The sequence below is a fragment of the Mesorhizobium sp. B1-1-6 genome (assembly GCF_006443035.1).
In the GTDB taxonomy this organism is placed as follows: Bacteria; Pseudomonadota; Alphaproteobacteria; order Rhizobiales; family Rhizobiaceae; genus Mesorhizobium.
In genome coordinates, this window is record NZ_VFWR01000013.1 from 89,760 (window position 1) to 103,223 (window position 13,464).

11 protein-coding genes and 1 tRNA gene are annotated in these 13,464 nt (G+C 63.3%); 5 read left to right on the top strand and 7 right to left on the bottom strand.

The genetic code is table 11. From position 1 onward, the window contains the following. Window positions 1-198 precede the first annotated feature (198 nt). Together FJ979_RS24370 and FJ979_RS24375 are read left to right on the top strand one after the other, a co-directional pair. Window positions 199-283: transfer RNA gene (locus tag FJ979_RS24370), tRNA-Leu, on the top strand. Window positions 284-566: 283 nt separating this feature from the next. After that, the gene (locus FJ979_RS24375) at window positions 567-776 is read left to right on the top strand and encodes a hypothetical protein (RefSeq protein ID WP_140500898.1); all 210 of its coding nucleotides are present in this window, start codon (window positions 567-569) and stop codon (window positions 774-776) included. 185 nt (window positions 777-961) lie between these two features. On the opposite strand, the gene FJ979_RS24380 is transcribed toward FJ979_RS24375, so the two are convergent. Next, on the bottom strand, window positions 962-1,165 hold the full coding sequence (locus tag FJ979_RS24380; protein ID WP_140500899.1) for a hypothetical protein: 204 nt from the start codon (window positions 1,163-1,165) through the stop codon (window positions 962-964). A 335-nt stretch (window positions 1,166-1,500) separates the two neighbouring features. Between FJ979_RS24380 and FJ979_RS24385 the strand changes: the two genes are divergently transcribed. Further along, the gene (locus tag FJ979_RS24385) at window positions 1,501-1,734 is read left to right on the top strand and encodes a polymerase (RefSeq protein ID WP_140500900.1); all 234 of its coding nucleotides are present in this window, start codon (window positions 1,501-1,503) and stop codon (window positions 1,732-1,734) included. Window positions 1,735-2,311: 577 nt separating this feature from the next. Here FJ979_RS24385 and FJ979_RS24390 read toward each other — a convergent pair. The 5 genes from FJ979_RS24390 to FJ979_RS24415 form a co-directional block, all read right to left on the bottom strand. Next, on the bottom strand, window positions 2,312-3,592 hold the full coding sequence (locus FJ979_RS24390) for a GNAT family N-acetyltransferase (protein ID WP_140525444.1): 1,281 nt from the start codon (window positions 3,590-3,592) through the stop codon (window positions 2,312-2,314). Beyond that, window positions 3,592-4,992 (bottom strand): lipopolysaccharide biosynthesis protein, encoded by a 1,401-nt coding sequence (locus tag FJ979_RS24395; protein WP_140513849.1) that lies wholly within the window; start codon window positions 4,990-4,992, stop codon window positions 3,592-3,594. The genes FJ979_RS24390 and FJ979_RS24395 overlap by 1 nt, the downstream gene beginning before the upstream one ends. Before the next feature lie 176 nt (window positions 4,993-5,168). Next, window positions 5,169-5,375 carry a DUF1127 domain-containing protein gene (locus FJ979_RS24400; RefSeq protein ID WP_140525446.1) on the bottom strand — a complete coding sequence of 69 codons (207 nt, stop codon included), beginning with the start codon at window positions 5,373-5,375 and terminating at the stop codon, window positions 5,169-5,171. 58 nt (window positions 5,376-5,433) lie between these two features. Beyond that, window positions 5,434-5,931: a hypothetical protein gene (locus FJ979_RS24405; protein WP_140584055.1), complete on the bottom strand. Its 498-nt coding sequence runs from the start codon at window positions 5,929-5,931 to the stop codon at window positions 5,434-5,436. A gap of 418 nt (window positions 5,932-6,349) precedes the next feature. Further along, window positions 6,350-6,622, bottom strand: coding sequence for a DUF4242 domain-containing protein (locus FJ979_RS24415; RefSeq protein WP_140500909.1), 273 nt, complete (start codon window positions 6,620-6,622; stop codon window positions 6,350-6,352). 215 nt (window positions 6,623-6,837) lie between these two features. Between FJ979_RS24415 and FJ979_RS24420 the strand changes: the two genes are divergently transcribed. Then, on the top strand, window positions 6,838-9,423 hold the full coding sequence (locus FJ979_RS24420) for an AAA family ATPase (RefSeq protein WP_140584141.1): 2,586 nt from the start codon (window positions 6,838-6,840) through the stop codon (window positions 9,421-9,423). A gap of 58 nt (window positions 9,424-9,481) precedes the next feature. Here FJ979_RS24420 and secA read toward each other — a convergent pair whose 3' ends face one another. Next, window positions 9,482-12,214 (bottom strand): preprotein translocase subunit SecA, encoded by a 2,733-nt coding sequence (secA, locus tag FJ979_RS24425; RefSeq protein WP_140584058.1) that lies wholly within the window; start codon window positions 12,212-12,214, stop codon window positions 9,482-9,484. Window positions 12,215-12,474: 260 nt separating this feature from the next. Here secA and FJ979_RS24430 point away from each other — a divergent pair, with 260 nt between their 5' ends. Next, window positions 12,475-13,401 (top strand): peptidylprolyl isomerase, encoded by a 927-nt coding sequence (locus tag FJ979_RS24430; protein ID WP_140558156.1) that lies wholly within the window; start codon window positions 12,475-12,477, stop codon window positions 13,399-13,401. The last annotated feature ends 63 nt before the right edge of the window (window positions 13,402-13,464 follow it).

Below are 13,464 nucleotides of genomic sequence, written 5' to 3' on the forward strand. Positions count from 1 at the left end.
GCCGCGTTCCTTCTTCCGGACGCCAGGCGCTTCGACACGACGCCTGTCTAGAAAGATTTTCCGCGCCGCACAATGGCAGTGCCCGCAGGAAACCGAAAGGGGCGGTTTGGTCGCGGCTCCGCAGGCTATCGGCAACAGGCCAGTTGACGAACAGGCCTCCAACCGTATAGTCCGCGCCATCCAGGCCGCCCGGCCTGAGCCCCTATGGCGGAATTGGTAGACGCGCTCGACTCAAAATCGAGTTCCGCAAGGAGTGCTGGTTCGATCCCGGCTAGGGGCACCATTTCAGTCGCCGCTTCGATGCGTCTGCCGCTAATTTCCCGATCGGCGTTTCGGCACTGCGGATATGGTGCTCGAGTTTGTCGTGCGCCGCTTAAAGCCGATATCGCAAGAGCGACATCCGGGAGCGGCTCGGCAGGGTGCAGGACGGCCTGTCCAATGCGGTAGCCGCTTTCACGCTTCAGGACCTATGTTGGCCGCCTGACCGTTCCTCGGTGTGGATATATCAGGCCTTGAGATTGCCCCTTGCATCAGTTGTTGCTTATTTATCTGAAAGGGAGGAACTCATGCCGATTCGTCAGAAAGCTCAGGAGGCTGGCGTCTTCGATTCCTCCGAAGTGGCCCTGCTTGGCCGCGTGTTCGACAGGCTGAAGCTCGACGCCCGATCGGCCCAGCAACGCGAAGCGATTTCATCCCGCATAATCGCGAATTACATGGCCGGGATCAGGGACGAAGACGAATTGGTTTCGGCATCCAGACAGCCGCTGGGACGCTAGCGCAATTCTGGTGCAAGTCGGGTCAAAACGGTTTCATCGACGAGCTTCGGAATCCACGTGAAAACAAACGGTTAGGGTGAGCCGGCGGTTTCATCAACGCCGAACCGCGCCAATGGGTCGGCGTAGACACCGGCCATAGTCGCAAGAAACGCCACTCGTGCCGTCCCATCCGACGACATCCGGGTTCAACAAGGAAATCCCGCGAAGCTGAATTCGGCGACCGTGCCGTCCTCCGATCTGGTGACCCGAACGAACAGCGCACCTGGAATGCGGGGTTGCATCGGATGACCGGTTGCCCGTCTGGCAGCCCCTGCGGGACTTGAAGCCGCCACCTCGTGCGTGCCGATAATTCTCTCGCCCAGGATTTCCTCCACCTTGTAGCTGGTCATTTTCCCCGTTGGGCGACGATCTTGACTATCGACAGAAGGAGCCCGGCCTGCTTTTGGCGGTAGGTTCGGCACTTGGCGAGCAGGCCGGGCTGTGCTCCCGGCTGTCAGGTACCTTGGTGGAGGGCTTAGCCGGTGCGAAAGGCAGACTGTCTCCTTCTCCTCGGACCCGCAATTGGGACTGAAGTCCGAAGCATCGACGCATTGGTCCTAAACCCTGAACATAAGCCGCCGTTCCTCATTGGCGTGGAAGCCGTCGAGTAAAGTCCCTTCATCGACGGTCCCTGGACGCCCGCCGTTGCTGCGAGCGGCGGGTGTCCGACTTCGGGGAGAAAGACATGCAGCTTGGCGAGATCATCGCGAACACCTTCGCCGTCCTGCTGCTGATTTGTTTTCTCGCGATCGTGTTCTTCCTGTTTGGAAAGCCGCTGTGGCCGGACCACTATGCTCGCATGTCGATTATTCTCCCGGTCGACGCGATGACCACGGCTTCGGTGAGACGGACCGGCGCGCATCCTCATCTGCCGGACACTTTCGACATGGCGCTCGCTCGCCCAAGACCGTCCCCGTAGGGCTCCGTGGCGGGCTTTTTCGCGTCCAGGATTCTGGCGCCCGCAGCTTTCCCATTGGCGGCTCCCCCGCTGGTTCCGGCAGGTGGATTTCTCGCGTTCAGCGCCTGTTCCTCGCAATCCGCGCGCCACCGCCGAAAGCGACGGGGAAGAATGAGGACGAGTGGCTCAAGTTAGATCTGGTCGGCCGTTTCAAGTTCCTGAAGAGCAATGAAGATTAGCCTCATGCTCGCTGCCGGATTTCGTGAAGGCGGACCAAAGTCCCAGGGTCTGGTCCCAAAGGTCTTATGTTACCACTTAAGTTCCGTGAATGTCCTTTATATGTTCGAATGAATTAGCTAATTCTGATGTCCGCCACGAGGAAAAGCGCTGAAGAAAAACGGATGCGCCGCCGGCAAGCGACATGAATTATACCCAAAATCGCATCACCTTTGTCGCGCTTTGTTGAAAGATTGTGACTGTTGCTCAAGCAGGCGCTGGCGAATAAACGCTATCAATACAGTGACTGTTTATCCCATGAAGCAACCAAATGCTCAGGCTTGAAGCAAGCATCCACGCGATCCAGAAGATGCGAGCGCGTCTATCGTCTCTTGAGCAGGCTCTTCATCCGGTTGCGCAGCAGGCGGGCCATGTTGCGGGTCTCCCGGTAGAGATGCAGTTGCGAGGCCGCCTGGCGGGCGAGACGGTCGGCGTCCGGCGTCAGGCCGATCACCAGCGTGCCCATCGGCTTGCGCTCGGTCCACAGCCTGCTCATCACTGGATGGTCGGGCACGGCACAGGAATCGGTCATCATGATGTTGGGGTCGTCGAGATGCTGCCTGGTCACCTCGATCATCAGCAGCGTGCCTGGCGAATAGCCGGCCAGAGTTTCGTCGTAGGCCGTCTTCCAGGTGTAGGCAACGCCGGCTTCGACGAAGACGATCAGGCACGCAATGGTGCGGCCGTCGAGCGTCAGCGAATGGATGCGGCACAGGTCCTGCTCGGCCAGCCTGTGCACGGCCTCGCGGGCGAAGGCGGCGCGGTAGCGGTCGATCGCCATGGCCGTGCGCTCGCGGCCCTTCCAGCCGGCCGCCTCCAGCGTCAGGAAGCTCTCGATGGCGTGACGGATCTCGTCGGGGCCGCGCGCCACGACATGTTCAAGCTTGCCGAGGTCGCCCAGCCGCCGCTTGAGGCGGCGGAACTCGCGGTAATGGTGCGCGCGCAGCGAAGCCTTCAGATAGTCCTCGGCGTCGCGTTCGCTCTCGAGCAGCGGACGCTGGGCGTGACCGGTGGTGACCAACATCAGGCCACGCGTTTCGGCCACAGTGGCAACCAGGCTCGCCACCGCGCCGTCGAGCCTGATGTCGGGCAGGACGAACACTTTCGGCAGCTTCAGATGCGGGCGCGACAGCATCGAGAAGAAATCCTCGAGGACACCGACCGGATCGTCGCGGTCGACCAGCGGGGTGCCGAGCGGGCCGAACGGGCTCGACCATGTGCGCATGACCGGAACCCCGAGCGGCACCACCGGCCGCTCCACCGAGAACGGCACCAGAAGGCGTAGCCGGTTGCGGTATTCATCGCCGTCACGGATGACGGCCAGACGCACCTCGCGGTCTTCCAGCCGGGGCATTGCGGGCGCGAGGAAACGCGGGTTGAAGAAGACGTTGGGCTCGATGGTGCGGGCGCACAGATAATCCAGCTCCTCGACGAGGTCGAACCCGGCCGACGCCGGATAGATGGCCAGTTTCCGCTCGGGCCGGTTGTTGGCGAGGATCTCGATATGGGCCGGGTCGGTGTCACGCCCCAGTCCGGCAAGGCCGGACACCATGGCGCCGGCGGGGCCGCCGCTGGTTTCCTCGAGCAAGGGGATGGCGGCCATCACGCGGCTCCTTTGGCTGGCACGAAGATCGCCATGACGATGCCGAGCTTGCGCCAGACCGTGAAGGACAGCGCGCCGGCCTCGAAGATCATGGCGAAGGCGGTGGCCATTGCGGCGCCCCACAGGCCGAAGAGCGGGATCAGCACCACGTTCAGGCCAATGTTGAAGGCCAGCGTCATGGCATAGACGGCGGCGCAGACATTCTGGTTGCCGCTCATGGTGAGCAGGCTTTCGCACGGGCCCACGGCGGCGCGCGCCACGACGCCGAAGACGAGCAGGAACAGAAGCGGATAACCCGATGTGAATTCGGGACCGAACAGCATCAGCATCGGTTTGCCAAGCGCCAGCACCAGCAGCGCCATGGCGAGCGATGGCCAGAAGGTCCACGACACCGTCTCGCGGGCGAAGGCGGCGAGCTTTTCCGGCTCGCCATGGGTGAACTGGGCATAGCGCTGAGCGACGCCTGCCTTGACGGCGAAGTAGACGAAATGCACCAGCGCCAGTGTCTTGACCGTGGCGAAATAGACGGCGACGTCGTTGGGGTCCATATAGGCGCCGACCATCAGCACGTCGGCATTGGTGAGCAGGAAAAAGAAGCTTTCGACCAGGAAGATCGGCAGCGAGACAATGAACCATTGTGCGAAATGCACCTTCATCGGCCCGGCCGGAATCTGCTTTTCCATGCGCCGGGTGACGCCGATAAGCTGGGCGAGCGTGGTGACGTAAGTGGCGGCGATCGAGGCGAAGATCGCGGTCTTCGCGTCGGGCGCGTAGCCGGCGAAAAGCATCAGCGCCATGAACAGCAGGATCAGCACGGGCCGTATCAGATAGGTCGGCGCCAGGGCGAACAGCGCCCAGCTGTTCGCCCTGGCCTGGCCTTGCAGCAGATCCGACAGCGCTATCATCGGCAGGCAGATGACGCCGAGGATGAACGGCAGGACATAGTAGTTTTCAGTCCATGACGAAGCGAGCCACACGCCGAGCGCGCCGAGCCCGGCGATGACCGTCGAAGCGATCAGGACGAACAGGCGGCTGGCCACGACGATACCGCGCAACTCGTCGATGAGGCCGCGCTCGCGGTATTCGGGAATGAAGCGGATAACCGAGGTGTGGAAGCCGAGGCAGGCGAGATTGCCGACGATGACCATGGTCACCCAGACAAGGACGAAGATGCCGTATTCGAACGAGCCCATCCAGCGTGCCATCAACACCTGGCTGACGAAGGCGATGACGGCGCTGACGATGCGGATGGAAAAGGCAATGACCGACATGCGGCCGGCCTCGCCGCGCTCGTCGGCGGTGAACAGCACGGCGTCGACGCGGCCAAGCAACGGCTCCACGCGCAGCGCCAAACGCTGCGGCAAGAACCGCCCGGCTGTCGTGGCCGCGGAAAAGCGCACCCCGATTGTTCTCCGTTTTCCGCTTCTTTTCAGGCTTTGGTGTAGCGGAGACACCTTAAGAAAGGGTGGGTGGAAGAGGCATACACAATGGCAGAGAGGCCAGCGAGGACGACCGGTGTGGGTTCCATGCCGCAAGCAGGAGACAGGCGCTCTGTCGTTCCAACTCCCAGCCAAGCCTAAGAGCGGCGCGCTTCGCCGTGAGTTGCGACATAGTCGATCTCGGAACGGCTGATGCCGATGTCCTTCAGCATGAAATCGGGCATCGCCTCCAGGTGACGCCGCTCATGTCGGAGGCGCCGTCCGCGCGCCAGCCAAGCGAGGATGGCCATCAGCCGCCATGGTGGGGCGCGCAGCCTTGCCAGGAAGATAGCTATCTCGGGCATGGTTTCTCCTCGCGACGCGTAAAAGGCCTGCCGGCACTGTTCCGGCAGGCCGGTGCCGTCAGTCGGCCTTTTTCATGGCGTCGCATGAGACATTCGGGTTCATGTCGGCGAAGGCGCCGGTCGGGTTCTGCTTCCAGGCCCAGACATGAAGTTCGTAGAAGGGGCCGAGGCCGTAGCGGTTGGGAGCGCTGTCGAAGTTGAACAGCTGGCCTTCGAGCGACGCAGGACCCTTCGCGGTGATATATTCGACGGCCACCAGCTTCAGCTTGCCATCGGCCATCGGCTCGTACATCACGGCCTCCGGCTTGGCGAGGTCGACGGCATCGTCCTTGAGATAGGCGCCATTGACGTAGTGAATGCCCATGGCGCCGCCGGTGATGCCGCTGGCGCAGGGAATCGGCGCATAGCCCTCGGCGGTGGCCGCCGCGACATTCACGAAGCGGCCGTTGGCCGCCCGCACCTCGGCGGCCAGCCGATTGCCACTCTCCGCAGATGCGGCAGTGGCGGCGATCGCCATGATGGACAGCGCGGCAAGGCGCCAGAAATTGACGTTCATTTTATTCTCCATTGGTTGTTGGTGACGCGCAGGCGGCAGGACCGGCCTGTAAGGCCCTGCTGCCATGCCTGCGCGTTGGATCGTCAGTTGCGGGACGGGTCCGATCCGTTCCTCTCTAGCCGGGCGGCGGTCTCATTGATGCCACCCCCAGTATTCCCAGTAGTCCCGCCGCATCTCGTGCTCCGGCAGGCCGACGTCCCGCCTTAAATAATCGTCTTGCGGTGGCAGGCGCCTGCGCCGGCTTCGCAACGGCGCGAGCAGCGCGGACACAATCCGCGATGCGAGACCACGCCGGGAGGGTGCATGGTCGAACGCCACGACGGCGGCTGCCGTTTCGGGAGGAAACAGCACGGTAAGCCGACACCCATCGCTGCCCAGGACGATCTCACGCTCATTGTTCCATCCTTGGTCCATAGGGTCAGCGATAAAAGTAAGGGTCCAGGACCCTCACCTCCGTGATCTTGTCCACCGGTAGCGAATTCTTCTGCGCCGTGCTGCGGATCGCTTCCGGCGAGGGGGCGTCGTAGATGCAGAAACTCTTGTTCCTGTCGGGCGACACGAAGGAGTGCAGCCAGGTGACCCCCTTCTCGGCGTTGCGCATGATGATGCCGCCGAGCGCCGTCGCGCCGACGTCGTTCGTCGGCACGTTGAGCCCGTCGGGGAATGTCCGTTCGATCAGATAGCGAGGCATGGAGTGGCTTCCTTTTGTGACTGATTCACGCTCGAAATGAGCGCGGTTGGAGAAAAATCACGATCGTCGAAAGCGCACATCGGAGCCTTTCCCCATATTGCGCGGGACGATTCCCTATGTTTTCGACGTTTGGTCTGGGAGCCACACTGCGGATACCGAAGCGGGGGTATTTTGGAGAAGGGTCGAGGGACGACGATACTTATGGGCCAGTGACGATGCTTCTGGAACGGCAGGCACAACTCGATCAGTTGGAGGAACTGCTCGCGGAGGCCGCGCGCGGTCGCGGCCGCGTGGCGGCATTGCTGGGCGAGGCCGGCGCCGGCAAGACGGCACTCGTCGAGGCGTTCGTAACCCGTGCCGGGCAGCACGTTTCCATATTCCGCAGCGCTTGCGAGGACCTGTCGATTCCCGATCCGCTTGGACCGCTCTATGATCTGGCCCGGGACGCGCAGTGGGCACTGCCCCGGGCAATCGACGACCGCCAGGGTCAGCGGCTGCCCCTGTTTTCAGACGCTCTCGAGGTTTTCGAGGCGAGGTCTCGGCCGGGTTTGCTGGTCATCGAGGATATGCACTGGGCCGACGACGCGACCCTGGATTTCGTCCGTTTCCTGGGCCGGCGCATCACCAACACGCATATGCTGGTGCTGTTCACGGCACGCACCGACCGCAGCGAAGGGCAGATGCGTGCGCGCCGGGTGCTCGGCGAAATTCCAGCCGGCAACGTCCAGCGCATCGAAGTGCCACTGCTCAGCGAGGCGGCGGTGTTGTCGCTTGCCGAAGCAGCCAACCGCGACGGCAGCGCAATCTATCGCGCCACCGCGGGCAACGCCTTCTTCGTCACCGAATTGCTGGCTGCCGAAAGCGAGATGATCCCGCCGGCCAGCGTCCGCGACGCCGTGCTGGCGCGTGCCGAGCGCCTGTCGCAGGGAGCGCGCTCGATGCTCGACGCGGTGTCTGTGTTTCCACGCCGCGCCGATGCCTGGGCGCTGCGCGGCCTCTGTGGCGTCGCCAGCGCCGGCCAGCTGGCGGAATGTGTCTCGAATGGCTTGCTCGACGATCTCGGCGATGGCTACGCCTTCCGGCACGAGATCGCCCGTCGCGCCATCGAGATGGCGCTGACCTCGAGCCGTCGGCGCGAATTCAACCAACGCGCGCTTTCCGCACTGCAGGAAAACGCCGAGGTGGCTACCGCAAGGCTTGTGCACCATGCGGTGGAGGCCCAGAATCTTGAGGCGGTGCGCGAGCTTGCCCCGCTCGCAGCGCGCGAGGCTTCCCGCGTCGGCGCGCATCGCGATGCCGCCGGCTACTACGAGGTCGCCTTGCGGCATGCCGACAGCCTGCCGATGAGCGACCGGGCGAGGCTTTACGAAGGATATGCGTTTGAATGCCATCTGATCGGCCGCATCGATGCGGCCATCGAGGCGCAGAGCCAGGCGCGCCGGCTACAGCAGGCGCTGGGCGACACGCTCAGGGAGGGCGACAGCCTCAGATGCCTGTCGCGCTTCGCCTACCTGGTGGGTGACCGCGAACAGGCGGACCTGTTCGGGGCCCAGGCAGTGGAACTGCTGGAACAGGCGCCTGCCAGTCCGGAGCTTGCCATGGCCTATTCCAATCTCTCGCAGCTGGCGATGCTGGCCGAGAAGCTCGATGAGACGTTGCTGCTTGGCGGCAAGGCAGTCGCTCTGGCCGAACGGTTGAACAAGCCGGAGATAATCTGCCACGCGCTCAACAATCTTGGCTCGGCCGAGCAGTGGCTTGACCTGGCCAAAGGCCGGTTTCACCTCGCCCGCAGCCTTGAAATCGCGCTCGTGCAGAATTTCCAGGAGCACGCGGCACGCGGCTTCACCAATTGCGCCTGCGCCGAAATGAACCAGCTCGATCTTGTGCGCGCGCAATCCTTTCTCGACCGCGGCATTGCCTATTGCGTTGAGAACGACCTCGCGACCTGGCGCGACTATATGCGGGGCGTGCAGGCGCAGCTGCTTTTGCGACGCGGCCTTTGGGACGATGCGGCGGCCATGGCTCTCGACGTCATCGACGATGCTGCAACGACAGCCCTGGTGCGTTACCCATCCCTGGTCGCGCTGGCGAAACTGCGCATAAGGCGAGGCGATCCGGCTGGGCCGGTGCTGGAGGAAATGAAGCGGTTCCTGGACAGGGGAATGGAGCTGCAGCGGCTGGTGCCTTACACGGCGTCGATGGCCGAACTGGCATGGCTTGGGCAAGGCGACGCCAGTGAGGCGCTTCGCCTGATCGAGCTGGCAGAAAGCCTGTCGCCGACGAGGGCGATGTTCGCCGAACTGGCCGTCTGGCGGCTGCTCTTGTCGCCTGAAAGCGACCCTGGCGATACGACCGGTATGGCGGAGCCCTATCGCCTGCTGCTCGCCGGCGATTGGCACGGTGCCGCGACGCTGTGGGCCCGGCTGGGTGCTCCGTTCGAGCAGGCGCTCGCCCTGCTGCACGGCGACGAGCCGGCCCTGCGCCTGGCCCTGGATATATTCGAGGGGCTCGGTGCCCGGCCGGTCGCCCAGCACGTCCGCGCCGTCATGCGGCAGAATGGCGTCAATAACATTGCAAGGGGACCGCGGCAGAGCACGCGCGCCAATCAAGCTGGCCTGACGCTGCGCCAGATGCAGGTCCTGCAACTGATCGAACGCGGTTTTTCCAACAAGAGAATAGCCGAGCACCTGACCATCTCACCGAAGACCGTCGATCATCATGTCTCGGCGGTGCTGGGCAAGCTGGACGCCATTTCGCGTGGCGAGGCGACCGCCGCCGCGCGCGATTCCGGGCTGATCTGAGCACGTAGGAATCGCGCCCGGATCAGAAATCCGGGAATGTGAGCCCTGCAGGTTTTCCTTACGCGAAAGCGCCGTGGCAGTGCTTGTATTTCTTGCCGGAGCCGCAGGGGCACGCTTCGTTGCGGCCGACCTTGCCCCAGGTGGCGGGGTTGTTGGGGTCGCGGTCTTCGGGGGCGACGATGGCGTTGCTTTCCTGGCGCACCAGAAGGGCGGTTTCGCCGCCTTCGAAATCGTTCTCGCCGGTGGTACCGTCAATATGCGTGCCGAACATGTCGGGGGCTTCCGGCGGCGGGGCCTCGGCAGCCTGGCGGACCAGTTCGACGCGCATCAGCTGCGCGGTGACGGCCTGGCGCAGATTGCCCAGCATCGCCTGGAACAGCTCGAACGCCTCGCTCTTGTATTCCTGCAAAGGATCGCGCTGGGCGTAGCCGCGGAAGCCGACAACCGAACGCAGATGGTCGAGATTGACGATGTGCTCGCGCCACAGATGGTCGAGCGTCTGCAGCACCACGGAGCGCTCGACATAGGTCATCACCTCGGGCCCGAAGCGCTCGGCGCGCTCCTTGGCGGCGGCGTCGGCGGCTTGCGTGATGCGCTCGCGAATGTCGTCCTCGGCGATGCCTTCTTCCTTGACCCATTCCTCAATCGGCAGGTCGAGATTGAGGAACTCGGCGACCTCGGCCTTCAACCCGGCGACATCCCACTGCTCGGCATAGGCGTTCTCGGGAATGGCCTTGGCGACGATCTCGTCGATAACGCCTTCGCGCATCTCGGCAATGGTCTCCGACAGGCCTTCGCCGTCCATCAGCTCGATGCGCTGTTCGAACACGACCTTGCGCTGGTCGTTGGAAACGTCGTCATATTTCAGAAGATTCTTGCGGATGTCGAAGTTGCGCGCCTCGACCTTCTTCTGCGCCTTTTCCAGCGCCTTGTTGATCCAGGGATGGATGATGGCCTCGTCTTCCTTGAGGCCGAGCTTCTGCAACATGCCGTCCATGCGCTCGGAGCCGAAGATGCGCATCAGATCGTCCTGCAGCGACAGGAAGAATTTCGAGCGGCCGGGGTCGCCCTGGCGGCCGGAGCGGCCACGAAGCTGGTTGTCGATGCGGCGTGACTCGTGGCGTTCGGTGGCGAGCACGTAGAGGCCGCCGGCAGCCAGCGCCTTTTCCTTCAGGCGCTCGACGTCGGCATAGATTTCCTTTTCCCGCGCCTCGCGCTCGGGCCCTTCGGGCATGTCGCCCAGTTCCTCGGCGATGCGCATCTCGGCATTGCCGCCGAGCTTGATGTCGGTGCCGCGGCCGGCCATGTTGGTGGCGATGGTGATGGCGCCGGGCTTGCCCGCCTGGGCGACGATCGCCGCCTCGCGCTCGTGATGGCGGGCGTTCAGCACCTCGAAATCCTTAAAACCTTCCTTGCGCAGCCGCTCGGCCAGTTGCTCGGACTTCTCGATCGAGGTGGTGCCGACCAGCGTCGGCTGGCCCTTGGCGCTGGCTTCGCGGATCTCCTTGACGATCGCCTTGTATTTCTCCTCGACCGTCCGGTAGACCTCGTCGTCCTCATCCTTGCGGATGACCGGCAGGTTGGTCGGGATCTCGGTGACTTCGAGGCCGTAGATGTTGCCGAATTCCTCGGCCTCGGTCAGCGCGGTGCCGGTCATGCCGGAAAGCTTCTTGTAGAGGCGGAAATAGTTCTGGAAGGTAACGGAGGCGAGCGTCTGGTTCTCCGGCTGGATTGCCACATGCTCCTTGGCTTCAAGCGCCTGGTGCAGGCCTTCCGAGTAGCGGCGGCCGGGCATCATGCGGCCGGTGAACTCGTCGATGATGACGATCTCGCCGTTGCGCACGATATAGTCCTTGTCGCGCTGGAACAGGCGGTGCGCCTTCAGCGCATTGTTGACGTGATGGACGATGGCGACGTTCTCGACGTCATAAAGCGACTCGCCCTTGAGCAGGCCGGCGTCGCGCAGCAGGTTCTCGAGCTTCTCGGTGCCTTCCTCGGTGAAGATGGAGGTCTTCTGCTTCTCGTCGATCTCATAATCCTGCGGCTGCAGCTGGATGATGAAAGTGTCGATGGTGTTGTACATTTCCGAACGGTCCTCGAGCGGACCGGAAATGATCAGCGGCGTGCGCGCTTCATCGACCAGGATGGAATCGACTTCGTCGACGATCGCGTAGTTGTGACCACGCTGTACCATCTGGGCGCGCTCGTACTTCATGTTGTCGCGCAGATAGTCGAAGCCGAGTTCGTTGTTGGTGGCATAGGTGACGTCGGCGGCGTAGGCGACGCGGCGCTCCTCGTCGGACAGGCCATGGACGATGACGCCGACCGAGAGGCCGAGGAACTTATAGACGCGGCCCATCCATTCGGAGTCGCGGGTGGCGAGATAGTCGTTGACGGTGACGACGTGGACGCCATTGCCGGCCAGTGCATTGAGATAAACGGGCAAGGTCGCGACCAGCGTCTTGCCCTCACCGGTGCGCATCTCGGCGATGCCGCCATTGTGCAGCACCATGCCGCCGATCAGCTGGACGTCGAAGGGGCGCATGCCGAGCACGCGGCGCGCCGCCTCGCGGGCGGTGGCGAAGGCCGGGATCAGCAGGTCATCGAGGCTGGCGCCGTTGGCGATGTCCTGGCGGAACTTTTCCGTGCGGCCGGCGAGCTCTGCATCGGAGAGCGCCCGCATCTCGTTTTCCATGGCATTGATCGCCTCGACACGGGGCCGGGTCGACTTGACCCTGCGGTCGTTGGAGGAGCCGAAAACCTTACGGGCGAGACCGCCGAGACTGACCATCCAATGGTCCTTTCGATAGAATTCTCAAACTGAGACGAGCGCCGGCCGGCCCCATCAAAATCCACGTGAATGCGCCGCCTGTATACGGGCAACGCAAAAAGCGCCCGGAAAACGGTTCTGGACGCAAAGTCGTTGGACAGATAAGAGGGGGCTCAACTGATGTCAACGCCGCGCTGGCCCTGCCGGTCGCGCCAAATTCGGCCACAATCTGGCTGATCTGGAAGCCTCCCGTCCTTCACATCCTCATCGGAGTCATCTTAATGTCCTTGTTGTTCCGCCGTGCGTCGCTCGCCAGCCTCGGCCTGGCCGTCGGCCTGTCGGCTCTTTGCCTGTCGCCGCTGATGGCGCAGGAAACCGCACCAGCCCAGCCGGCACCACCAGCGGCACCGGCCGCACCGGCGGCACCGGTCGATCCGAATACAGTGGTTGCCACCGTCAACGGCCAACCCCTCACCGAAGCAGATCTCGTGCTTGCCGAAGGCGAGCTGTCGCAGCAGTTCGCGCAACTCCCGGCCGAGCAACGCCGCGCCGCGGCGCTTTCGGCCGCAATCGAGATCCGCGTCATGGCCGCCCAGGCCGTCTCGACCGGTCTCGACAAGGATCCCGATTTCCAGCGCCGCATGGCCTTCCTGCAGCAGCGCGCGCTGCATGGCGAGATGGTCGAGAAGGGCGTCGTTGACAAGGTCACCGACGCCGAGATCCGCGCCCGCTACGACCAGGAGATCGCCAACACGCCGCCGGTCAACGAGGTGCATGCCCGTCACATCCTCGTGAAGACGAAGGAAGAGGCCGAGGCGATTATCAAGCAACTCGACGGCGGCGCCGATTTCCAGAAGCTCGCCAACGAGCACACCTCGGATCCGAGCGGCAAGACCAGTGGCGGCGATCTCGGCTGGTTCGGACCTGGCCAGATGGTGCCGGAATTCGACAAGGCCGCTTTCGCGCTCGAGGTCGGCAAATACACCGAGCAGCCGGTGCAGTCGCAGTTCGGCTGGCATGTGATCAAGCTCGAGGACAAGCGCACCAAGCAGCCGCCGGCCTTCGACGACGTCAAGGACCAGGCCAAGCAGGCGGTCATCCGCGACAAGTATTTCGCGCTGGTCAAGTCGCTGCGCGCCGATGCCAAGGTCGAAATTCCCGACGCCAATTTGAAGAAGGCCGTCGATACGCTGGAAAGCGCCAAGTAAACCAGAACGGTTTCGAAAAAGGGGCGCGGTGGCCAAAGGGCGCCGCGCCCTTGTTGCGTCAGT